The sequence below is a fragment of the Chitinophaga caseinilytica genome, assembly GCF_038396765.1.
In the GTDB taxonomy this organism is placed as follows: domain Bacteria; phylum Bacteroidota; class Bacteroidia; order Chitinophagales; family Chitinophagaceae; genus Chitinophaga; species Chitinophaga caseinilytica.
In genome coordinates this window covers 1,109,977-1,133,061 of record NZ_CP150096.1, presented here as the reverse complement: position 1 = coordinate 1,133,061, position 23,085 = coordinate 1,109,977, and the positions used below count along the sequence as shown (strand labels likewise).

Genomic DNA, 23,085 nt, shown 5'->3' with positions numbered 1-23,085 from the left:
CGGTATCAGATCACGATCAGCTCATAAAAATCTTCCGGCACCAGGTACAGGCGTGCCATCTGCTGCAACTCTTCCGCGGATATGGTTTTGATCGTACGGATGTTGTTGTAGAAGTAATTTTCGTCGAGATCGTTGAGGATAAGGTTTTTCCACCGCTGGATCACCTGGAAGGCGCCGTCGAGGTCGCCCAGGATAGATCCGATCATGAAATTCCGCACCAGGCTCAGTTCTTCCTCCGGGATCGGTTCTTCGCGCAGCCGGTTCATTTCAAGATAAATTTCCGCGATCGCTTTTTCGCAAACATCCCGTCCGGCTTCGGTTTGGATGTTGAGTGCGCCCGCCTGCCTGAAATTGTAGAGCTGCGAATGGATGCCGTACGTATAGCCTTTTTCTTCGCGGATATTGCTCATCAACCTCGAGCCGAAATATCCACCGAATATGGTGTTCAGCACCAGCATCTTCGGAAAATCGGGATGGTAGCGGTTCGGGAATGCTCTCGCCACGCGGATGCTTCCCTGCACGCCGTTTTCATCGTTGAAGATGCGGTATTTCTTTTCTTCCGCCGGCAGGATCGGCATTTCCGGACGGAGGTTATGCCGTTCGCCGTTCCATTTCGTGGTGCCGAAATATTGGTTCAGCAACGGAATGATATTGTCTGGCAAGTTGCCCGCCAGGAAGATCTTGCAGTTATTATAAGTATAGTGCTGTTGATAAAACCCGCGCAAACTCTCGGTCTGCAGCGCATCGTAGGCCATCATGCTGCTCACGCGGCCGTAGGGATGGAATTCGCCGAAGAGGTATTTATCGATGTGCCGGTTGGCGACGAACTCGCTTTTCTGCAGGTTCACGGCCAGCTTCTGCTTCATGTTCTGGGTGAAGATCGCCAGTTCCTGTTCCGGAAACACCGGGTCCTGGATCACTTCCTGGAGCGTGGGCAGCAGTTCGGTGATGTGCTTGCTGAGGCAGTGCAGCGTATAGGTGGCGTTTTCATGGAAGGCGCCACGGTTGAGGTAAGCGCCGTAGTATTCGATCATCTCGTTGATCTCGAGCGCGGAATGTGCCGAGGTGCCGTTTTTCATGAGGAAGTTGGTGGCGGAGGCCACGAGGTTCTCCGATTCGTACCAGCTACCTGCCGGGAACACCAGCTCCAGCTGCAGGGTTTCCTGCTCGGAGGAGCGCACCACGTAAACGGGTATGCCGTTGTCTAGCCGAAACTGCTCCAGCGGCTTGAGTTGTATGTCGAAGTTTACTGCGTCTTTTATTGCGGGTGCCTTTCTTCTGTTGATCATAATTTTAATTTCCTGCGTAATAATGGATCGTGTTGGCGTTGGCGGGAGAGAAGATCGCCTTCGCCTGCTCCTGGATGTCGGCCACGGTTACCGCCTCGTATTTGGCGAACTCCGTATTCATATCGGCGGCATCGCCGATCAGTTCATAGAATGCGAGGTTGTTGGCGCGCGACAGCAGCCCCATGTCTTCGAAAGCCAGCATGCTTTCCACGCGGTTCTTCACTTTCTGCAATTCCCGCTCGGAGATGAGCTCGTTGCGGAGTTTGTCCAGTTCTTCTTCCACGGCTTTTTCCGCGTCTTTCATCTTCACGCCCTTCACCAGCTTGCCTTCGATGGCCATCAGGCCTGCGTCTAAACTGCCGAAGTGATAGCATTCGATGTTGCTGAAGAGTTTCTTTTCCTTTACCAATACCTGGTGCAGGCGCGAGGAACCTCCGCCGCTGAGCACATCGCTCACGAGGTCGGCCGCATAATACTTCGGATCGATGCGGGAAGGCATGTGGTACGCCTTGTACAGCGCGTCCAGCGGCACTTTCGACTTGATCTCCAGGAAATGCGGCGCTTCCTGCACGGGCTCCTGCGGCAGATGGCGGACGTACCGCTCGCCGCTGGGAATGTCGCCGAACCATTTCTGGGCCAGCTCCTTTACCTGCGCTTCCGTCACCTTGCCCGCCACCACGAGGATCGCGTTCTGCGGGCGGTAATGGCGGTAGAAGAACGATTTCACGTCTTCCAGCTTCGCGTCTTCGATATGCTTCAGCTCCTTGCCGATGGTCATCCAACGGTAGGGATGCGTGGAGTAGGCCAGTTCGCGCATTTTATGCCAAACGTCGCCGTAAGGTTTGTTGATGTAATGTTCCTTGTATTCTTCGACAACCACTTTCCGCTGTACTTCGAGCGATTTTTCGGAGAACGCCAGGGAAAGCATGCGGTCGCTTTCCAGCCAGAATGCCGTTTCGAGGTTTTCGGCGGGCAGTTCTATGTAGTAATTGGTAAGGTCGTTGGTCGTGTATGCGTTGTTTTCGCCGCCCGCCATTTGCAGGGGCTCGTCGTACTCAGGGATATTGACGCTTCCGCCGAACATGAGGTGCTCGAATAAATGCGCGAAACCGGTCTGCCGCGGGTCTTCGTCCCTCGCGCCCACATCGTACAGCACATTGACCACCGCCATGGGCGTGGTGGCGTCTTCATGCACGATCACGCGCAATCCGTTATCCAGCGTAAACTTTGAAAAATGAACCATATGCCGAATATATAAAATAATTGCCGGCAACCGCCGGAGTGGCGGGCCGTAACATGCAAATCTACGACAAAAGCCGTTCCTTACAATATGCTGCGGATGGGCAGTTGCTTTACCAGGAGCTCGTTGTTGCGCATGAGCAGCAGTTTCGGGCGGGTACCGATGTTCTTGAGAATGTCGCGGTAGAGCTGGAGATTGGTGGAAAAATTGTTGTTGATGGCCAGGATCACATCTCCCACCTTGAACCCGGCTTTTTCCGCCGGCGAATTGCGGATCACGTCCGTCACCTCGATCCGGTTATCGATCAGGTAAATGATGAGGCCGGTGTAGGAATAGTCGAAATGATCGCGGTAGTGGGTGTTGGGGATAAGATGGATTTCCTTTTTGGCGTAATTGAGGGTAAGATTGAAGCGCCGCAGCAGGTCGTTGCCGATCATCCCCGCCAGCGAAGGGTAGGAGGTGATGTTGGTAATATCGTCGAACAGATAGGTGGGCACATTCCGGAAAGTATAATTCCCGACGCGGAATTCGCTCATGGTGGTGATGTACATCTGCATCTTCCCGCCGAGGCCCTGCGCTTCGGTGGGAATCACTTTGGCTTTGCGTTTCACGAGCAGGGAGCTGTCTTTCACGAACTGCGTAGTGAGCAGCAGGCACATCCCGGCGCCGGTATCGAAATAATACCGGTGGTTCACGTTGCGCTTGCCGCTGCGGAGCGGGGCGCCCACCACGGGGATGAAGGTCAGGTTGGGCTTGAGGGTTTGTCCGCCGCGGGGATATTTGAACGCGCCGTTAGACCACATGGCGATTTCTTCCTTGTCATAATCCACCTGCATGATGTAGCGGTGGAGGAGGCTGTAACCGATGATACCGTCTATCTGGATGCCATATACCTGGCTGATAAGCTCGTAATTATTGATATGAAAATCGAGGCTGTCTACGCTGAGGCCCGGCAGGTGAAGGGTGTTGTCTGCCGCGTAGGAGATGTTCTTGCTGGCGGCGAGGCCGCGGACCACCTTATCCGACGGGGTCACTTTCAGGCCGAGGCGTACGCAGGTGGCCGTGTCCAGCGAAATGCCGGCGCTGCCGGTGTCCAGCAAAAACTGGAGAGTGTCCGGATGATCGTTGAGACGGGCGGAAACAACCACAACGCCTCCGTAGAACTGCTTGAAGGGGAAGCGGGTGATGAGCCGGGCTTCTGGTTCGTGGTGGACAGTTTCGGCTCCCTGTGCGTAGGTTTCACACGGGGCATACAGCAGGCTCAGGATCAGGATGATAACGTGAAAAATGGATTTGGCTCCCATATAAGTTTGCGGAACGGACGGGCGACAGCACCCGTCTCTCCCTGTTAAATTTAACATTTCCTCCGATACCCCGCGCTTCGAAATCTTACAAGCGGCAAAATAATTTATGGGGATACCCTACCTTTGCTGACAAGATGCAATTACAGGATTTATACAGGAAAGCACAGCAGTTTGAATTTCTCACGGCGGAAGAAGGCGTTTTCATGTTCCAGAACGCGCCCCTGGCCGAATTGATGGAAATCGCCAATGAACTGAGGAAGCAACAGGTACCCTCCGGCAAGGTGACCTGGCAGATAGACAGGAACGTGAATACCACGAACGTATGCACCGCCAATTGCAAGTTCTGCAACTTCTACCGGATCCCCGGGCATAAGGAAGCCTATATCACTGATATTGAAGAATATAAAGTCAAAATAGAAGAAACCTTCAAATACGGCGGCGACCAGCTCCTCCTGCAGGGCGGCCACCACCCGGAACTGGGGCTCAAATTCTATGTAGACCTCTTCCGACAGCTCAAACAGCTGTATCCCCACCTCCGCCTCCACACCCTCGGGCCCCCGGAAGTGGCGCACGTCACCAAACTCGAAAAAAGCACGCATATCGAAGTGCTCCGCGCACTCAAGGAAGCCGGGATGGACTCCCTGCCCGGCGCAGGCGCCGAAATCCTCAACGACCGCGTCCGCCGGCTCATCTCCAAAGGCAAATGCGGCGCTGCGGAATGGCTCGACGTCATGCGCGCGGCTCATAAGCTCAACATCGCATCCTCCGCCACCATGATGTTCGGCCACGTGGAAACCTTGCTCGAAAGGTTCGAACATTTGGTAGACATCCGGCAGGTACAGTCCGAAAAGCCGGAAGGGCACTACGGCTTCACCGCCTTCATCCCCTGGACGTTCCAGGACGTAGACACCCTGCTGGCGCGCATCCGCGGCGTCCACAACACGTCTACCGCAGAAGAATACATCCGCATGATCGCCATGTGCCGCATCATGCTGCCCAATATCAAAAACATCCAGGCATCCTGGCTCACCGTCGGCAAACAGGTAGCGCAACTGTGCCTCCATGCCGGCGCCAACGATTTCGGGTCGATCATGATCGAAGAAAACGTAGTGAGCGCCGCCGGCGCACCGCACCGGTTCACCTACAAATCCATGCAGGACGCCATCCGCGAAGCCGGCTTCGAACCGCAGCTCCGCAACCAGCTTTACGAATACCGCGACATCCCCGAATCCATCCAGGAACAGGTGATCAATTACTGATTTTTTCGAAAGTAACATAGCAACTGCCGGCCATCGCGCCGGCAGTTTGCGTTAGGGAAACTGCTAACGGAAAACACGCATTTTTATTGTGTCAAATCCTTGTATGACAAGCATTTACAATACCTTAACAGTTCGGTGAAAAGAATGTTAAATCGGGGGTTCGCGTGTATCATTTGGGCCTCATCCAACGTCTAACAGGTATAAAAACACCAATACGATGAAAACCAGGATGAAACTTTTGACCGCAGGGATATTGACCGGACTGGTGTTGTTCCTCGGAGCCTGTTCCAGCACGAAAGTGACCTCTTCGTGGAAAGAACCGGAAACCTCATTGCAGAAAGACCAGAAAATCATGGTGCTCGGCCTCGTGAACGACCGCGAAGGGAGATTGCGTGGACAAATGGAAAAAGAAATGGTACTGGCACTCAAAAAGCAGGGATACCAGGCAGTTTCCGCATACGATGAATTCGGGCCCAAAGCATTCAGGGGGCTGAAGGAAGAACAGGCACTGAACAAACTCCGGAAAGGCGATATCGACAAAGTACTCACGATCGTGATGCTCGATAAATCGAAAGAGAAGAGCTACGTGCCCGGCAATAACTTTTACGGACCGTTCGGTGGCCCATACTACGGCCGCTGGTGGGGATATTACAACTGGATGTACGGCAGGGTATACGACCCTGGCTATTACACCACCAATACCCGCTATTTCCTCGAATCGAACCTGTATAGCATCAGCGACAAGCAACTGCTCTACTCCATCCAGACAGAAACCTTCGACCCCGCGTCCGCCGAGCGGATGGCAGTGGTGTACACCAACAAGGTTGTGGCTGATATGACCAGGCAGCAGCTGATCGGCAGAAATTAAGTGTAGTACAGTACCGTCATAATCAAATCAACAGGTGACTTGCCTCCGGGTGGGTTGCCTGTTGGTGTTTTAGCCGGTTTTTTATTATGTTTACCTGCCCGACCATATGCTAGAGATACCTGTCAACACCGAAATCCGGCTGCGCCAGCTGCAAACGGAAGATGCGCCGGCCCTGTTCCGGCTGATCCATGATTCCCGCAAAACGCTCAGGCGCTTTCTGCCCTGGGTCGATTACAATACCTCCGAAGAACATTCCCTCCGGTTCATCGAACTGATGCTCCAGAAGGCAGACGAGCAGGAAGCCGTCGCTTTCGGGATATGGAATAACGACGCGCTTTGCGGCGTGATCGACCTTCACGGCTGGGACCACATCCTCCAGAAAGCGGAGATCGGATACTGGCTCGGCAACGTCCACCAGGGGAAAGGCATCGTCACGGAAGCCTGTCGCGGCCTCGTAGCCTACGCTTTCTCGACCCTCCGGCTCAACAAACTGGAAGTCCGCTTCGTCCTCCAAAACGAAAAAAGCGCGCAAATACCCATTAAACTGGGCTTTACGCGCGAAGGCATTCTGCGGGAGAGCGCCAAGCTGCATGGGCAGTATGTTGACATGGTGGTGATGGGGATGTTGCGCCACGACTGGCAGAAATCCCGCACCTGACCTCCCTTACACGTCACAAATCTGAACGCCCTGGCGGAGAGACGCCAGCTTGTCTGGCCGCTTGGGCACAAACTCCTGCGCCACAAAACCTTTGAAACCGGTATCCACTACAGCCTGCATGATGGCGGGGTAGAAGAGTTCCTGGGTTTCGTCGATCTCGTTGCGCCCCGGCACGCCGCCGGTATGGTAATGCGCTATGAATTGCTGGTTTTCCCGGATGGTGCGGATTACGTCGCCCTCCATGATCTGCATGTGGTAAATGTCGTAGAGCAGCTTGAAGCGGTCTGACCCCACGGCCTTGCAGAGCTCCACGCCCCACTTGGTATGATCGCACTGGTAATCTTTGTGGTCTACCTTGCTGTTGAGCAGTTCCATCACCAGCGTCACTTTTTTCTTTTCGGCATAACCGATCACCTGTTTGAGGCCTTCTGCGCAGTTGATGATCCCCTGCTCGTCGCTGAGGCCGTTGCGATTGCCGGAGAAGCAGATGAGATTGGTGAACCCGGCCGCCGAGGTTTTATCGATCAGGTCGCGGTAGAATTCCACCAGCGGCGCATGATGCTCTTTCCGGTTCCAGCCCCGGGAAATGCCCCAGTCTTTGGAAATAGAGCCCACCATCGCACAGGTGAGGTCGTACTTCTTGATGGTCTCGAATTGTTCGGGCGAAATGATCTCGATGCTTTTGATGCCCATGTCGCGGGCTGCCTGGCTGAGGGTTTCCAGCGGAATGCCGCCGTAACACCAGGCGCAAACGGAGTGGTTCACTTTGCCTTTGAGGGCGGTGCCCACGGCGCTTTCGTGTGCGGAAACACGCTCGCTGAGGGAGGAAAGGGCTGTGCCGGCCAGTGCCATAGTCGCTACTTTTTTGATCGCATCTCTGCGGGATGAAGGTGTTGTCATAACGTGGACGATTTTACCGGACATGAAAATATGGCTTTTTCCGACGGAATGCAAGTTTCGGATGGGCTGCGAAAAGACGGCGGTGTGCATCCAAATGACCAGTCGCATTCGTATATACATGCAGCAGGGTCAAGGGTTTGGGAAGAAATCGGGGGATGATGGCACCCTGCCATGTAACTTTTTGGCGGGCAATTTGATTATATAGATATAAACCCGTGCGTATGGAAAGAAAATCTACTCCCAGTCTGATCGTTTGCGTGGTGATGGACCTGATAGGCCTCGCCAGCTATGCGGTGCCTTTGCTGGGGGAGGTGAGCGATGTGATCTGGGCGCCTATTTCGGCGGTGGTGTTCTACCGCCTGTTCGGTGGCCCGGTAGGCCTTTTCGGCGGCGCCTTCAACTTCATCGAAGAGCTGTTTCCCGGCCTGGACTTCATCCCTACCTTCACCATCGCGCGGCTCGTGGTTTACCTTTCGAACCATTGGGCGGCGCAGGGCAAGAAACGTGTGGTTAACGATTTGAAAGACGCCAGACGAGCTTAAGGGCAGACCAGCCCGCGTCTACGGCGCAGACCTTTACATCTACCAGCCCCAACCCCAGGGCCACATCCCGGACCACGTTTTCCGACACGTCTGAGGGTATCCGGGAAGATTTTTTCGGCCAGCTTACCCAAATGCTGCCGTTTTTCGGGATTTCGTTCGCCAGTTCCGGCAATTCCTTTTCCAGCAAAGATTTTTCCAGGTAAAACGCATGAATGACCTCTGCACCCCTCTGCACGATCTCCGCGGTGGGCGGCATCCCGGCCAGCAGCTCCCGGTAATGGGGAGGCGCGTGCAGCGGCCGCAACCTTGTGTTTTCGCGGATGCCGAGTTTTTTGAAGAGCAGAGTGCCGGAATAACCTTCGGTCATGCGTTCAGATTTCGGGGGAAGGTAGGATTTTTCCGGGCCGTCAGCGGATGATCGGGGGCGGGGAGCGCCGTTTTGCCCGCCGAACCGGTTGAAAATCCAGGTGAAGGAAAGCATGAAATAGCGGCGGAGCACCATATTCCGGGTGTCTTCGATATAGTTGTCGGCCACCGTCCGGTTCACGCTCACGCTTTGGTTCAGCAGGTCGTACACATGCAACCGCAGCACGCCCTGGCGCCGGGGCAGGAATGTTTTGGCGATAGACGCGTTGATGCGGGTAAACTGCTGATCAAACCCTTCTCCACGGCCCGTTGTAGCGGTATACAGCGTCTGCGCGTTCACCGCCACATCCCAGGGCAGGGTAACCGCCGCATCGAGGCTGAGATCGTAATTGAAGTATTTCGCATTGTTCTGCGGGCTCGCGGAAAAGCTGGCGTCGTTGAACGTTACCCTGGCTTCCGTACCCAGATAATATTTGTCTTGCATCGAATAGTTGAAGTTCACCACTTGCCCCAAAGTCAGGTTGTTGGCGAAATTCTTGGCGCCGTTCACAAGACTTGGCTCTTTGCGGTAACCCGCTTCCGTCGTGAAGTTGAAGGCGGCTTTCTGGGATTTGTCCAGCGGAAGGCCGATCACCGAAAACGCATTCAGATTGTAGCTCCCATTCAGGTTTACCGGCTGCGTTACCTGCACCCCGTCTTGCCGGAGCGTGGTACTGTTCACGATCTTGTTGAGATTGGCCACCCCCGTCATCCCCAAAAACCAGCTGCGGTAATTCTCCTTGTTGAACGTATTGTAGGAAATGTTGACCATGTTTTGGAAAGAAGGCTTCAGGTCGGGGTTCCCCAGCCGGATCAGCAGCGGGTTCGAGAGATCGGGAACGGGTTGCAACTGGTCGAGCGAGGGCTGGGAGGTATTGCCCCGGTACGTCATCTTAAACCGTTTGTTCTGCGAAAAATTATACGCGAATTGGGCCGTGGGCGAGAAGTTGGTGGTTGTCTGGGCAATCGTTTCCCCTTTCGTCAGGTTCCGGCTTTCCAGCATATTCCGCTGCACGTTGAAGCCGATGGTATAGTTGTATTTCAGCTTTTCCGTCCGCAGGTTGAGGCCCGCCTGGTGGTACTCCGTGATGTTGTTGAAATGATTGGTAAGGCTATCGTTCAGCTGATCGTATTCCCCGCCGGGCTTGCTGCGGTCCCATGTGTAGCGGTCAGACGAGCTCAGGCCGTTATTGTACGTATAATTGACCTCCAGGAACCGGTTGCGGAAAACAGGTTCGGTATAAGCGAGGCGTATATTGAACAGCCTGGACGTATTTTCGGATTGTACTTTTTGATCGATCGTATCTAGCCGCGACTGTCCATTTGCCGTGAAGCGGGTATAGGCTTCGTTGAAATTGGTGACGTCGCTGTTGCTGTAGTTGTACGTCAGGTTGGCGCTGAGCGTCCGTCCTTTTTTCCTGAATTTCCGGCGAAGCAGGGCGCTGGTGGAAATGTTAGGCGTTTTGGACGAAGTGATCCCGCTGCTGCGGTTGGTATTGACGGTATCCCGGTCATTATTGAGCGTGGTGCTGAAGCGTTGGGAGTAACTATCGTTGTTGGAATACATCACGTTCGGCGTTACGATGAAGGAGTAGAATGAATCGATCTCGCCTTCCAGCCGCATATTCATATTATGTGTGGTGGCAGAGTTGAAGCCATTATTCATATCCTGCACATAACTCGATGAATCTTTCCGGAAAATATTCTGGCGGCTGCCGTTGGATTCCGTTTCCGTCCGCCCGTCGTTGATGTGGTAACTGCCGTTCACCTTGAGCCTGTTCGACGTGCTGTTATTATATTGAATTCCGCCGAACCAATTCCGGGAGATGCCCGATGTTCCTCCCATGTTGCCCAATCCGCCTTCGGGATTGCTGGTGCCGTTGGTGTTGTTGGCGCTGCCGATGAAGGAATACTGTTTTTCTTTCCGGAATGCGTTGACGTTGGCGTTGCCGGAGAATCGATTATCGGTGCCGTAACCTGCCGTTGCCCGCCCGAAAAACCCTCTGCGCTTGTTTTCCTTCACGGTGAAGTTCAGCACCTTTTGCGTTTGACCGTCGGGGATGCCCGTAAACTGTGCCTGTTCGCTTTTCTGGTCGATGAGCTGCACTTTTTCCAGGATATCCGCGGGGAGGTTGCGCGTGGCCATTTTAGGATCGTTGCCGAAGAAGGGCTTCCCGTCCACCAACACTTTTGAAACCGTTTCGCCACCGGCTTTGATGGTACCATCGCGCTCCACGGTGATACCCGGTAATTTTTTCAGCAGTTCTTCCACCACGGCGTTTTCCTTTGTTTTGAACGATCCGGCGTTGTATTCGATGGTGTCTTCTTTCAGGGTAATCGGTTGTCGGAACCCTTCCACATCGATCCGCGCGAGGTTGATGCCTTTCGGCGCCATAGCGATGGTTCCTGCTGAAATGGAGGTAACGGTATCCGACACCTGGAGCTCGCGGGTATATTGCGTGTATCCCATGTAAGCGATCACCAGGCGCAGGGAGCCCCGCTGGGTAGCTGTGAGGGTAAACCGCCCGAGGGAGTCCGTCACGGCATGGGCGGCCGTCACGGAATCCTTGCCCAGCAGGGCCACGGGGGCATTAGGGAGCGCTTCGCGGGTAGCCTGGTCGGTAATGCGGCCGGTTACGCGGAATTCGCGGAGCTGGGCGCGGGATGCGGTGGCAATCCCGAGCACCAGCCATATGGTCAACAGGCATATCTGACGGATCTTCTTCATGAGGGGCGCTGTGTCTTTTCTTATGGGTTAATTATTCCGCTTCCTGTAATTTTTTCAGTTGTTCGTTGTGAAACGCTTCCAGGATACTCCTTTGCTTTTCCTTCAACTGCACCGCCGTGAGCTTTTCCGCACCTGCGGGCAACGCCGGCGCATCGGGCACGGGTTTCAGCTCCACTTTCTTCGCCATATACGAGCGTTTCTCGCTTTCCAAAGCCAGCACTACGCCCTGCGGCGGCCAAACCCCGTTCACCGGCGAAAACAGCATCGGGATCTCGGTCGTGTACCAGATCACGAAAGATTCCTCGCCCACAACAGCCGTAGCCCGCTGGCAACGGAACCCCGCGATGGTCTTCGTTCTCCCGGAGGTTTTTATTTCCGCGGCAGGTTTGTAAGCTTCTTCCGAATACCAAACCCCGGCCACCACACTATCTTTATTTTGCGTGAGGACCGACAAATACCGCTTGTTTAGCAAGTCAATATACGTTGCGTTGGTGACAGGGGGGCGCAGTGATGATGACCGGCCAACCGGCCCGGGAGCCGCCATCGTCCCGGCTACGCCTGCCGAAACGGAAGCTCCGCCCGGAGGCCCACCGCCCGCAGGGAGGTTTAATGTCATTTTCCGCATCATATTACCACCGTTCTCCGTTTCCAGCTTACCCATCCCTCCGGCGAAGGTGAACGTCTGGCTGAAAGTAAGGAGGTTCGGCATGTCGGGCGGAGGCGTGTTGCTCGTGGTCACCGACCCGTCTGCACTGCGCATGACCATCTTGAACTGGCCCATCTCGATCTTGGAGTTCACTTCGTATTCGATTACGCCCGACGGCTGCTGCGCCTGCACGGCAGCGGCTGTCAACAGTCCGGCACAAAGAATCAGGTACGTTTTCATGGCTTTTTTCTGTAAAGATGACGCAGCCGGGCGGGGAAAAGGGTTAACCACTCATAACGTTTGTTAATTAGTGTTAAGCGTCTCGCGGCTGTTGGATGAGATTGAATAGCTTTACATCATGCGCAACCGCATCAGAAACATACTCGTGCTCATGACCGCCTGCATACTCGGTATCCTCACCCTCCAGGGGTACTGGCTGTACCAGGCGTACCAGATCCGCCTGCAGGAATTCCAGCGCGATATCAACGACGCCCTCCGCACGGCTGTTTTCCATAAACAGTTCGGCGACGCCGGCAAAGTGCTCGGCCTGTCCAAATTCAACCTGACGTTCACTTCCACCATGCCAGACAGCATCTCGCCAATGGGCCAGGTAACCCGCATCGTGAGCGACCTGGATTCCGCCGCGGCAGCCTCCGGCGCCGTGGTCAAGAACGCGTACTTCCTTGCGGGGCCCACGCGACCGGCTTTTCCGACAGACGATTTCGGGACGCCGCCGGAAGGGGAGAACGTCGAATTGCACATGGTACGCCGCGACACCCAGATCCGGCAGTTGACGGATACGCTGTCCCGCAAAATTTCGGAAGTGCTGGTGAGAAGGGATTTTTATCGCACCTCCCTTACTATCAATCAGTTAGACAGTCTTTACCGGATAGAGCTGGGGAACCGGGGGATCAATACCGGCTTCCAGCTGGATACGCTCGCACTCAGCCACGAAGCCTTCCAATCCCTCCCCAAATCACCGTTCCGCACCACCATCATCCCTTTCAACCCCATCAACAACATATTTGTAACGGCTATTTTTGCCAGCCCCATGCCGCATATTCTGGGCCGGATGACCGGCAGCCTCGCCGCTACGGCTGTTTTGCTGTTGCTGACGGTGGGCTCGTTCCTGTATATGCTCCGCACGATCCTCCGGCAGAAAAGACTTTCGGAAGTCCGCAACGATTTCATCAATAACATGACCCACGAGCTGAAAACCCCCATCGCCACGGTATCCGCGGCCGTGGAGGCGCTCGAGCGGTTCAACGCCCTCGCCGATCCCCAGAAAACCGCCAATTACCTCCGCATTTCCCGGCAAGAGCTGCAGCGCCTGGGCGACCTCGTCGAAAAAGTGCTCCACATCGCCGCGGAAGAAAAAGAAGAGGTGATGCTCCAACCCGAAATGGTGGACCTCAACGATATCATCGCCGACATCATTTCCAACCACCGCCTCAAATCCGGTAAAAAAATCGATTTCAGCTATACCTTGCTCGCCGACCCGCTCGTGCTCGCCGATCCCACTCATCTTTCCCACGCCATCAACAACCTGGTCGACAATGCCATCAAATATTCCAACGACCCGGCCGAAATTTCCGTGCATGTGGCCCGCCGGCCGGGATGGGTGCGCATTTCGGTGAAAGACAATGGTATCGGCATCCCGCATGGTTATCACAACAGCATTTTCGATAAATTCTTCCGCGTACCGTCCGGCAACCTGCATAATGTAAAAGGTTTCGGGCTTGGATTGAGTTATGTGAAGAAGATCGCCGAGAAACACGGCGGCAGCATCAAAGTAAAAAGCGAGCCCGACAAGGGCAGCGAATTTCAACTGGAAATCCCCGCAGCATGAGCATATCCCAACCCGTCATATTACTCATCGAAGACGAATGGCAACTCGCACAGATCGTGAAAGACAGCCTCGAAACGCGCGGTTTTAACATGATTTGCGCGGCAGACGGCGTGGAAGGCCTCCGCCTGTTCCGCCAGTACAAACCGGATGCTATCGTGATGGACGTCATGATGCCCAACCTCGACGGATTTTCGCTCACCACCGAAATCCGGAAAACCGACAAGCAGGTGCCCATCATCTTCCTCACCGCCAAATCACAAACCGCGGATGTGGTAAAAGGATTTGAATCCGGCGGGAACGATTATTTGAAAAAACCCTTCAGCATGGACGAGCTGATCGTCCGCATACGATCGCTGCTGGCGCGTTTCGGAGGACATGCCGCGCCACCTCCGCCATCCGAAAACGAAATCCTCATCGGCCAGTTCCTTTTCCAGCCCTACAAGCAGACACTCACGCGGAACGGGTACACGGAGTACCTTTCGCACCGCGAGTCCGAAGTACTGCTGCGCCTTTGCCGGCACAAAAACCAGGTGATGGAGCGCCGGCCCGTACTGCTCGACCTCTGGGGCGACGATAATTTCTTCAACGCCCGCAGCATGGACGTTTTCATCACAAAATTGCGCAGGTATCTGAAAGACGATCCGAAGATCCAGATCGTCAATATTCGCGGGGTGGGGTATAAGTTGATTAGCTGAAGAGGTAGAGCACGTCTTCTTTCGTGAGTTTTTTGATGAAGCCGGAATCGTCGGCGATGATGTCTTTCACCAGCGATTTCTTCCGTTCCTGCAGTTCCAGGATTTTTTCTTCCACGGTGTCTTTACAGATCATGCGGTAGGCGAAGATGTTCTTCGTTTGCCCGATACGGTGCGTCCGGTCGATGGCCTGTTGTTCCACCGCGGGGTTCCACCAGGGGTCTACGATATAGACATAGTCGGCCGCGGTGAGGTTGAGACCTACGCCACCGGCTTTGAGGGAAATGAGGAACACGCGGCATTCCTCGTTGTTCTGGAAGTTCTGGATGGCTTTTTCGCGGTCCATGGTGCTGGTGGAGCCGTCGAAATATTCATACGGTATCTTCTGATGGGCGAGGCGGTCTTTAATGAGGCCGAGCATGCCGAGAAATTGACTGAATACCAGCACTTTGTGATTGCTGATATTTTCAGAGATCTCACGCGTCAGCTCATGCAGTTTCACGGAGTGGTTGGGATATTTTTCCGCTTCGTTGAGGATGGCGGGCGAGTCGCAGATCTGGCGGAGCTTCATGAGGCCCTGCAAAATCGTGAGCTGGCTGCGTTCCATCCCCTGGTCTTCGATAACGCCGAGGATCTTGGAGCGGTAGGAGTTGCGGTAGGCGTCGTAGATATGGCGCTGTTCCGGGTCCATTTCGCAGAAGATGACGGTCTCGATTTTCTCCGGCAGGTCTTTGGCCACCTGTTCTTTCGTTCTGCGGAGGATGAAGGGATAGATGAGCTTTTTCAGGTGCTCTTTCCTTTCCTCGTCCTGGAACTTGTCTATCGGCGTGGCAAATTCGTTGCGGAAGAAGTCTACGCTGCCGAGCATCCCCGGGTTGAGGAAGTTCATCTGGGCGTAGATATCGAAGGTATTGTTTTGCATGGGCGTACCCGACAGCGCGATGCGGTTGCGGGTGTTCAGCAGTTGCGCGGCTTTGGTCACCTTCGACTGCGGGTTTTTGATCGCCTGCGATTCATCGAGGATCACGTAGTCGAAATCGATCTTCATGAGCAGCTGCACGTCGCTGCGCAGGGTGCCGTAGGTGGTGATGATGACGTCGAAAGCGCCCAGCTCCTCCGAAATCCGGAGGCGTTGCGGGCCGTGATGGATGTGATAGGTGATGCCCGGTGTGAATTTCTTGATCTCGTTCTCCCAGTTATAGATCAGGGTAGTGGGGCAAACCACCAGCATGGTGCATTGTTCGTGCACGTTCTTGTAGTGCTGGATGAACGTAAGCGCCTGCACGGTTTTACCAAGACCCATATCGTCCGCCAAAATCCCGCCCCACTTCACTTCGTCGAGGTAATTGAGCCACTGGAAGCCGCTTTCCTGGTAAGGCCGCAGGTTGGCGTTGAGGTTGGTGGGCAGGTCTACGCTGCGGATCTCGTCGAACTGGAGCAGTTTGCGCCGCTTTTCGTCGAGCTCAACGAGGATGGCCTCATCGTCGATGAACTCGTACAGCTCGTCGATCACCGAGAAGTTGTATTTGCTCAGTTTGAGGCCGGCGCCTTTATCTTTTTCTTCCCCTATCTTGAAAAGGAGGGAATATTTTTTCAGCCATTCTTCCGGCAGCAGGCCCAGGGAGCCGTCTGCCAGTTGCACGTAATTCTGTTTGTTGGCGAGTGCGCGCTTGATGTCGCGTATCCCGACTTTCTGATCGCCATACACTACTTCCACCTGCGCGTCGAACCAGTCGATGCCGGAGCTGATCTGCAGGTTGGTGACGGGTTTCTGCGCAGAGAAGCGGAAGTTCCGCAGTTGCTCGAAGCCGAAAACGCGTACGTCCATTTCCTTCAGCGCGTCGAAGAAGAGGAAGAACCAGTTGTTCTTCAGGGCTTCTTTTGCGCGGAGGAAGAAATAGTTGTAGTTACTGCTGACGGAGAAGTTGGTGTGCAGCGCGCGGATGCTGTTCACGAAATTATCTTCCGCTTCCTTGTTCCGGTGGATCACCAGTACTTTGTTGCCTTCCTGAACGGTGATGCGGGTTTCCTCGTTCCACTCCACGTCGTGCCCATGATAGGAGAACGCGGGCTGTATCACGAATGTTTCGCCCATTTCTTTCAGGTAGACGCGGTTTTCGGGGATCACGTCGTCCACTTCCGCCAGCAGCGACGCATCGTACTGAACGGCGTATTCCCTGCCGAGCGGGAGGATGGATTCCTTGAGAAAATCCTGCCACTCGTTGGTGGGCACGCGCACGGCGTTATGCTCCTGGTATTGCAGGAGGTGGATGGAATCTTTCGGATTGTTGAAGTAATGCAGGGTATTGTTGTAGAGGAACAACAGCGGGCTGGCCCACTGGTTGGCCGATACGTTCACGGCTTCGCCGTCGATGTCTACCCAGGCGGTTACTTCTATATGATCGCCGCCGTTGCCGGCTTTGAAGTAAGGTTTGAGGGGATATCCGGATACCTGGATTTGTTGCAGGTTCTTGGTTTTGAACAACTGCCCGTCGCGCAGGAGGAACACGAGCCGGTGGTCGGTCAGCAGCGGGAACAGCTTGGCGAGTTTGGGCTGGAGGTATTCCACGATGAGCTCCATGGTTTCCATGGGCAGGCCGCTTTCGCTTTCGTGCATGATGTTTTCCCAGATGCCGGCGAAGGGGGAGTTCTTGTTGAGGAACTTGTTGACTTCGGTGTGTTGCAGCTTGCGGATGGGCGAAATGAGGTCGCGGTCTTTCTCCTTGAAAAGGTAAAAGTCGACGTATTTGCCCAGGTCGATGCGGTTTACCAGCGACACGAATTCCGTTTCATCTTCGTTCGCATCTCCGCTCACCAGTTCCATCTGGAAATAGGGGAACAGTTTGTCGTTGGCATTGAGCACCACGCCCAGGCGCCTGGCTACGGTGAGTGTTTCTTCCGGTTCCGGGGCCGATTCGGTTTTGGCGGCGGCAACGGCCTCCACTTTTTTGATGGTGGGGTCGAGCACGCGCAGGAAGGGTTTCCCGTTCATGTAGGAGAACGCGAATTTGCCTTCGAGATCGTCGTTGAGCGAATAGCCGTAGGAGGAGAGGAGTTTGTTCTTCTCTTTGTCCCAGTTACGGAGCGTATCGAAATAGAAGGGCCCGTGGGCGGTGAGGAGCTGCAGGAACAGCGCAGTTTTGTGGACGCAGAGCGGATGCTCGTGCTCGTCGCAGGTACAATGTGTATCGAAATTGCGTTCTTCGTTCCGCTGGAGGATGAGGGGATATTTCTTCCCTTCGGTCCGCAGTTCGGCTTCCACTTTTTCGTCTTTGGCGGATTTGATGACGGCCTGCGTTTTCCGCAGGATGCGGTCCGCTTCGGAGATGATGGTATTGGAAGTAAGGAGTTTGATGGTCTTGAGATCGATCGACTTCATCTTGATCAGCGTGTGTTGCTGGTCGTATTGCGTGTCGAACGCATCGAAATGGTTCCTGTCCAGCATTTCCTGGAGCTGGAAAAGGGCGGCGGCTTCGTGGCGGCAAATGTCTCCCAGGTTATAGGGGCATTGGCAACGCACGCTCATCGTAGCCGGCTCGTTGTATTTGCTGATGGTAACTTTATAGAAATTGGCATGCGTGTCGCTCTTTACCCGGAACGAGGCCGAGCGCAGTACGGGATCGCCTTCGAGCAGCTCTACGCCGCCGGTTGCGAATATGCGTTTCCCCCTTCGGATCACCTCGTCGGTGCCGTTATTATATACATATTTTAATAAATGGGGTAGCGACATGCTTTCCTTGTGATGCCTTCTTTTGTTTGAGCCGGGGTTTTATGACATTTGGCGCTGTCGGGATCTTCACTCGATTCTTCTGTTTTTCTTCGTTATTCCATACAATGACGGCTCAAAAAAAGGCAATCCACAAAAGTAAGCAAAAAAATCCAAAAAGAATCGCTGAAACGGGTCCTAAATCCTGCCGTGCCCGCAAAAAAATGTACACCTCAAATGGAAAAATATCCATTGAGTACCGGGGGCTCCTGCTGTACTTTTGTATAAAATCTTTCTATGGGAAACACCCTTTCAATCAACAATTCTAAAGGCCAGGACCTCGGCCTTACCATTCTCCGCGTTGGCGTGGGCTTATTGTTCTTCTACTTCGGCTGGCAGAAGCTGGCCGGTGGTGCGCAATTGTGGGCCATGATCGGCGGGGCCATGAACTTCCTCGGCATTTCGTTCGCACCCACCTTTTTCGGGCTGCTCGCTACCATAGCCGAATTCGCCGGCGGATTGCTCCTGGCGCTCGGCCTTTTCACCCGCTGGGCATCCTGGTCGCTCGTGATCACGATGGTTGTGGCGGTGATCCTCAAAGCCAATACCGGTAACGGGATGGTAGATGTGGCCTCTCCGCTCTTCGCCCTGCTCATCACCCTGGCGTTTGCCCTGGGCGGCGGTGGCGTATGGTCGGTAGACAATCTGCTGAAACAAAAGAGATCTTCCGGCGCGCTGGCTTAAAACCCATCACCGGAACCAACCAAAAAGGGTGAGTTTTCATTATGAAACTCACCCTTTTACGTGTATGCGTAGTCGCAGTTACTTCTCTTTTATCAATTCGCCGTTCTGCAGGATGGGCAGCACATTGGCGCCATCGGGCGTGAGGCAGAAGCGGATGTCTTCCTCCAGGCCGTAGCGCGCCAGCCGCTGGAAGTGCGATGCCTGCTTCATAAACCCGAAAAGATCGCTCTTCGCGCTATGGTACAGGGTTTCGGCGGCCAGTGCGGAATCGCAGTTGACGTCGAAATGTTCCTTGATACGGCTTACCACCGCACCGGCGAACAGCGTATCTTCCATATTTACCCGGTCTTTCCACGCCGCGCATCCCAAAATCACGTTCTGACCCTGTGAGATGAGGTATTCGCAAACGGAAGAAATGTTCGGGAACGATCCGGTGATGATCTGCACGGCGTCTTTGGCCATGTGCAGCAGCTTGGTACCGTTGGTGGTAGTGAGCACCAGCACCTTTCCGTCGATAAACTCAACCGGGTATTCGAAAGGGGAATTGCCGTGCAGCAGCCCGTCCGCGATCTTGCCGTCGCGCTCGCCCGCCGTGATGGCGTTGAGCTGGCGGCCGATGTTCACGCATTCTTCCACTGTAGCCACGGGTATCACTTTGGCGGCGCCGTTATGGAGCGCGGTACAGATGGTGGAGGTGGCCCGCAATACGTCGATGATCACCACGATGCTGTTCTTCACGTCGAACAGGTGCAGCAGTGCGGGAGACAGGCATACTTCCAGCCTGGGTTTGTTAATCTCGCTCATTCTTTCTTTATATATTAATCAAGGATCACACGCCACTTTTCGCTCTCTGCGTATTCCTTGATGATTTGATTGCGTAATTCCAGCAGCCGGCTCATGTATTTCCGCAGGTATAGTTTTTCGAGCCATTTCCCGAAAACGCCGTAGGGTACGCCAAACTCGAAAACGTCGATCATCACCGTTCCGTTCCCGATTTCTTTGAAAAAATGGTCGTGTTTCATGTGGGTGAAATCGCCTTTTTCCATTTCGTCGGTAAAGTGCCCATGTTTGTTCATGGCGGTGATCCGGGTGGTCAGCTCCCTGTTTTTACCCAGGTGCCGGGCGCGCCAGGTCACGGTTTCGTCGTATTCGATCAGCCCGTTGGTCCGCCCTCGTATGGCTTCCTCTTTCAGGTGCGACATACTGCGTTTATGCAGGGTGATGCTCCGGCTCAGGTCGAAGACCCTTTGCAACGGCGCATGAATGACCGTGGTCAGATGAATACTTGGCATAGCGGTTATACAGTTTAAAAGATATGGTCGTCTTGGGTGTGCTGCTGTAACGCTGCGCCGGGCAGAATTGGTATGCGCTCCGCGGAATTATCCGAGGAAGGGCACTTTCACCACTTTTGCCTTCAGCAGTTTATCGCGCACAGCAATATAGATATCGGAATCCAATGCTGCAAACGCTGTTGTTACATATCCGAGGCCGACAGCCTTCTGGAGGGAGGGAGATTGGGTGCCGGAGGTAACCCGTCCGATCAAATTGCCTTCCGCGTCCTTGATTTCGTAGTCGTGACGGGGGATGCCTTTGTCCACCATTTCAAAACCTACCAGTTTCTGCTGGATGCCTTCTGCTTTCTGCTTTTCAAAGATCGCGCGGGAAGGGAAGTCTTTGGTGAACTTGGTGATCCATCCCAAACCGGCTTCCATGGGGCTGGTACGGTCGTCGATATCGTTCCCGTAGAGGCAGAAGCCCATTTCGAGGCGGAGCGTATCGCGCGCGCCGAGGCCCACGGGCTTGATGCCTTTGGAGGCGCCTGCTTCGAAAATCGCGTCCCAGATCTTGTCTGCCGCGCCATCTTTATCTTCGAAATAAATCTCGGCACCGCCTGCCCCGGTGTAGCCGGTGGCGCTGATGAGCACGTTTTCCACCCCGGCGAAGGTCCCCTTCGCGAAGGTGTAATATTTCATATTGACGATGTCTACGTCCGTCAAAGTCTGCAGCACGCTCGTGGCGTTGGGGCCCTGGATGGCCAGCAGGCAGGTTTTGTCGGAAATGTCCTGCATGTCGACATTATTGGTATTGAACTGGCTGATCCATTTCCAGTCTTTCTCGATATTGCTCGCGTTCACCACCAGCATATAAGTCTTGTTCTCTTCGATGCAATACACGAGCAGGTCGTCTACGATCCCGCCTTCGTTGTTGGGCAGGCAGGAATACTGCGCCTTGCCGGCAGTGAGCTTCGACGCGTCGTTGCTTGTCACGCGCTGGATGAGGTCGAGCGCATTTTCGCCTTTGAGGATGAATTCGCCCATGTGGCTGACGTCAAATACGCCTACACTGTTGCGCACGGCGGCATGTTCATCGTTGATACCCGTATAGGAAATGGGCATGTTGTATCCCGCAAACGGGGCCATCTTGGCTCCCAGCGCAATGTGTTTGTGCGTAAATGGCGTGTTTTTCATGTGTTTATTCATTTTTTGTTGTAACCGGCTTTCGGGCCGGGCAAATTTAGCACATAATTTATGGATTGGACAATCGGACGCTTCCCGTCAGACAATCCCATGATAAATAATGACTTCATCCCGGCTATTCGTCTTATTTTTGCCCCAAAATACCCCCGGAGTGAAAAAGCTTTATCTCATCCTGCCCCTGGCGGGTATCGCCCTCACGGCTTACCCCCAGAAAAAAGCCGACAAGAAAACGCTCGGCAACCTCCAGGCGCATGTAGCCTACCTCGCCTCCGACAAGCTCGAAGGCCGCCGGACTGGCACCCCGGGCGAACAGCTCGCCGCCACCTATATCGCCGGCCAGATGCAGGCGATCGGGCTCAGCCCGAAAGGGACAGACGGGTTCCTGCAACCGTTCCTCGTCCGCGAAGGACTGGAATCCGGGCCAAAGGCGCGCTTTTCCATCAACAGCCAGCCCCTCAAAGCCGGCGAACAGTTCGTTCCCCTGCCGTTTTCCGCCCGCAAAAGCGCCAAAGGCGAAGTGCTGCCCGGTGTGAACGAAGTCGATAACGTCTGGCTCATCAATGTAAAAGATGCGAAAGATGAAATAAACCCCCACGGCGCTCCGCTGGATTTCTATATTAAAAAGACAAAAGAAGCCAAGGAAAGCGGTGCCACCGGCATCGTGTTCTTCAACGGCGGCGAAGATCAGCAAACGGTTGCCAGCTGGCTCGACCTTCCCCACGAAACCCTCGCCATCCCGGCGATCTGGGTAGGGGAGGAAGGGAGCAAAACCCTCTCGGCCGACGATGCCAACGGCTTCCAGATCGAGCTGGAGGCAGACCTGGTGCCGTCTAAACGCACCGGCACCAACGTGGTCGGCTTTATCGACAACGGCGCCCCGGCCACCGTGGTCATCGGCGCACATTTCGACCACCTGGGATACGGGGAAGACCATAACTCCCTCGCACCCAACGAAAAAGCGGTGCATAACGGGGCAGACGACAATGCCTCCGGAACGGCCGCGCTGCTGGAAATAGCCCGGTTGCTGAAGGAATCCAAACTCAAAAATGCCAATTACGCCATCGTCGCCTTTTCTGGCGAGGAGCTGGGCCTTTTCGGCAGTAAATATTTCGCGGAGAAAGGGCCCGTGCCCATGCAGCAGGTGAATTTCATGCTGAATATGGACATGGTAGGCCGGCTTTCCGCGGAAAAAGGGTTGCAGATCGGCGGATACGGCACCTCGCCCGTTTGGGGCGAAGTAGTGCCGGGCGTGGTACCGAAAGGGCTGAAGGTGAGTTACGACTCGTCCGGACTGGGGCCTTCCGATCATGCTTCGTTCTACCTGAAAAACGTGCCCGTGCTGTTTTTCTTCACCGGCACCCATGGCGATTATCATAAACCCGGAGACGATACCGAAAAAATCAATTTCGACGGAGAACTGACCATCGTGAAACTCGTTTACGGCATCGTCGAAAAAACGAACGGCCGCCCGAAACTGGCGTTCACCCACACCAGCGATCCGCCGCCGATGCCTGGCACCGGGTTCACGGTGACTTTGGGCGTTATGCTCGACTATACGTTCAAGGGCGGTGCGAAAGTGGAATCTGTCAGGGATGGGAAACCCGCCAAGGCCGCGGGTCTTGAAGCGGGAGATGTGATCGTTCGGCTGGGGGATTATGCCGTCACCGATGCCATGAGCTATACCAAAGCGCTCAGCACTTTCAAGAAAGGCGATAAAACCTCCGTGAAGGTGAAACGCGGGACCGAAGAGAAAGTATTTGACATCCAATTTTAAATCC

The 23,085-nt window shown here is 54.5% G+C and carries 18 protein-coding genes; 8 read left to right on the top strand and 10 right to left on the bottom strand.

Annotated features, from left to right (window positions below):
* Positions 1-5: 5 nt before the first annotated feature.
* The 3 genes from WJU22_RS04875 to WJU22_RS04865 form a co-directional block, all read right to left on the bottom strand.
* Positions 6-1,289, bottom strand: coding sequence for a pitrilysin family protein (locus WJU22_RS04875; RefSeq protein WP_341842141.1), 1,284 nt, complete (start codon positions 1,287-1,289; stop codon positions 6-8).
* Between the two features lie 4 nt (positions 1,290-1,293).
* On the bottom strand, positions 1,294-2,532 hold the full coding sequence (locus WJU22_RS04870) for a pitrilysin family protein (protein ID WP_341842140.1): 1,239 nt from the start codon (positions 2,530-2,532) through the stop codon (positions 1,294-1,296).
* An 80-nt stretch (positions 2,533-2,612) separates the two neighbouring features.
* A complete protein-coding gene (locus WJU22_RS04865; RefSeq protein WP_341842139.1) occupies positions 2,613-3,833 on the bottom strand; it encodes an aspartyl protease family protein in 1,221 nt (406 codons plus the stop codon).
* A gap of 134 nt (positions 3,834-3,967) precedes the next feature.
* Between WJU22_RS04865 and mqnC the strand changes: the two genes are divergently transcribed.
* The 3 genes from mqnC to WJU22_RS04850 all read left to right on the top strand — a co-directional run bounded on the left by mqnC (position 3,968) and on the right by WJU22_RS04850 (position 6,618).
* Positions 3,968-5,092 (top strand): cyclic dehypoxanthinyl futalosine synthase, encoded by a 1,125-nt coding sequence (gene mqnC, locus WJU22_RS04860; RefSeq protein WP_341842138.1) that lies wholly within the window; start codon positions 3,968-3,970, stop codon positions 5,090-5,092.
* A gap of 217 nt (positions 5,093-5,309) precedes the next feature.
* Positions 5,310-5,960: a hypothetical protein gene (locus tag WJU22_RS04855; protein WP_341842137.1), complete on the top strand. Its 651-nt coding sequence runs from the start codon at positions 5,310-5,312 to the stop codon at positions 5,958-5,960.
* A gap of 106 nt (positions 5,961-6,066) precedes the next feature.
* Positions 6,067-6,618: a GNAT family protein gene (locus tag WJU22_RS04850; RefSeq protein ID WP_341842136.1), complete on the top strand. Its 552-nt coding sequence runs from the start codon at positions 6,067-6,069 to the stop codon at positions 6,616-6,618.
* A 6-nt stretch (positions 6,619-6,624) separates the two neighbouring features.
* Here WJU22_RS04850 and WJU22_RS04845 read toward each other — a convergent pair whose 3' ends face one another.
* The gene (locus WJU22_RS04845) at positions 6,625-7,518 is read right to left on the bottom strand and encodes a hydroxypyruvate isomerase family protein (protein ID WP_341842135.1); all 894 of its coding nucleotides are present in this window, start codon (positions 7,516-7,518) and stop codon (positions 6,625-6,627) included.
* A 221-nt stretch (positions 7,519-7,739) separates the two neighbouring features.
* Here WJU22_RS04845 and WJU22_RS04840 point away from each other — a divergent pair, with 221 nt between their 5' ends.
* Positions 7,740-8,060 carry a hypothetical protein gene (locus tag WJU22_RS04840; protein ID WP_341842134.1) on the top strand — a complete coding sequence of 107 codons (321 nt, stop codon included), beginning with the start codon at positions 7,740-7,742 and terminating at the stop codon, positions 8,058-8,060.
* Here WJU22_RS04840 and WJU22_RS04835 read toward each other — a convergent pair.
* Both WJU22_RS04835 and WJU22_RS04830 read right to left on the bottom strand, forming a co-directional pair.
* The gene (locus WJU22_RS04835) at positions 8,029-11,193 is read right to left on the bottom strand and encodes an outer membrane beta-barrel protein (protein WP_341842133.1); all 3,165 of its coding nucleotides are present in this window, start codon (positions 11,191-11,193) and stop codon (positions 8,029-8,031) included. The two genes, WJU22_RS04840 and WJU22_RS04835, sit on opposite strands and share 32 nt — an antisense overlap.
* Before the next feature lie 31 nt (positions 11,194-11,224).
* On the bottom strand, positions 11,225-12,079 hold the full coding sequence (locus WJU22_RS04830; protein ID WP_341842132.1) for a hypothetical protein: 855 nt from the start codon (positions 12,077-12,079) through the stop codon (positions 11,225-11,227).
* A 118-nt stretch (positions 12,080-12,197) separates the two neighbouring features.
* Here WJU22_RS04830 and WJU22_RS04825 point away from each other — a divergent pair, with 118 nt between their 5' ends.
* Both WJU22_RS04825 and WJU22_RS04820 read left to right on the top strand, forming a co-directional pair.
* Positions 12,198-13,688, top strand: a complete 1,491-nt coding sequence (locus WJU22_RS04825) for a HAMP domain-containing sensor histidine kinase (RefSeq protein ID WP_341842131.1) — start codon at positions 12,198-12,200, stop codon at positions 13,686-13,688.
* Positions 13,685-14,383 (top strand): response regulator transcription factor, encoded by a 699-nt coding sequence (locus tag WJU22_RS04820; RefSeq protein ID WP_341842130.1) that lies wholly within the window; start codon positions 13,685-13,687, stop codon positions 14,381-14,383. The genes WJU22_RS04825 and WJU22_RS04820 overlap by 4 nt, the downstream gene beginning before the upstream one ends.
* On the opposite strand, the gene WJU22_RS04815 is transcribed toward WJU22_RS04820, so the two are convergent.
* On the bottom strand, positions 14,376-18,110 hold the full coding sequence (locus WJU22_RS04815) for a DEAD/DEAH box helicase (RefSeq protein WP_341842129.1): 3,735 nt from the start codon (positions 18,108-18,110) through the stop codon (positions 14,376-14,378). The two genes, WJU22_RS04820 and WJU22_RS04815, sit on opposite strands and share 8 nt — an antisense overlap.
* A 273-nt stretch (positions 18,111-18,383) precedes the next feature.
* On the opposite strand from WJU22_RS04815, the gene WJU22_RS04810 reads away from it, so the two are divergent.
* Positions 18,384-18,830 (top strand): DoxX family protein, encoded by a 447-nt coding sequence (locus tag WJU22_RS04810; RefSeq protein ID WP_341842128.1) that lies wholly within the window; start codon positions 18,384-18,386, stop codon positions 18,828-18,830.
* Positions 18,831-18,908: 78 nt separating this feature from the next.
* Here WJU22_RS04810 and WJU22_RS04805 read toward each other — a convergent pair whose 3' ends face one another.
* The 3 genes from WJU22_RS04805 to gcvT all read right to left on the bottom strand — a co-directional run bounded on the left by WJU22_RS04805 (position 18,909) and on the right by gcvT (position 21,298).
* The gene (locus tag WJU22_RS04805) at positions 18,909-19,634 is read right to left on the bottom strand and encodes a 2-phosphosulfolactate phosphatase (protein ID WP_341842127.1); all 726 of its coding nucleotides are present in this window, start codon (positions 19,632-19,634) and stop codon (positions 18,909-18,911) included.
* Positions 19,635-19,648: 14 nt separating this feature from the next.
* Positions 19,649-20,122, bottom strand: coding sequence for an SRPBCC family protein (locus tag WJU22_RS04800; RefSeq protein WP_341842126.1), 474 nt, complete (start codon positions 20,120-20,122; stop codon positions 19,649-19,651).
* Between the two features lie 87 nt (positions 20,123-20,209).
* Entirely contained in the window at positions 20,210-21,298 is a 1,089-nt protein-coding gene (gcvT, locus tag WJU22_RS04795; RefSeq protein WP_341842125.1) for a glycine cleavage system aminomethyltransferase GcvT, read from the bottom strand.
* A gap of 160 nt (positions 21,299-21,458) precedes the next feature.
* Here gcvT and WJU22_RS04790 point away from each other — a divergent pair, with 160 nt between their 5' ends.
* Positions 21,459-23,081 (top strand): M20/M25/M40 family metallo-hydrolase, encoded by a 1,623-nt coding sequence (locus WJU22_RS04790; RefSeq protein ID WP_341842124.1) that lies wholly within the window; start codon positions 21,459-21,461, stop codon positions 23,079-23,081.
* Positions 23,082-23,085: the final 4 nt, after the last annotated feature.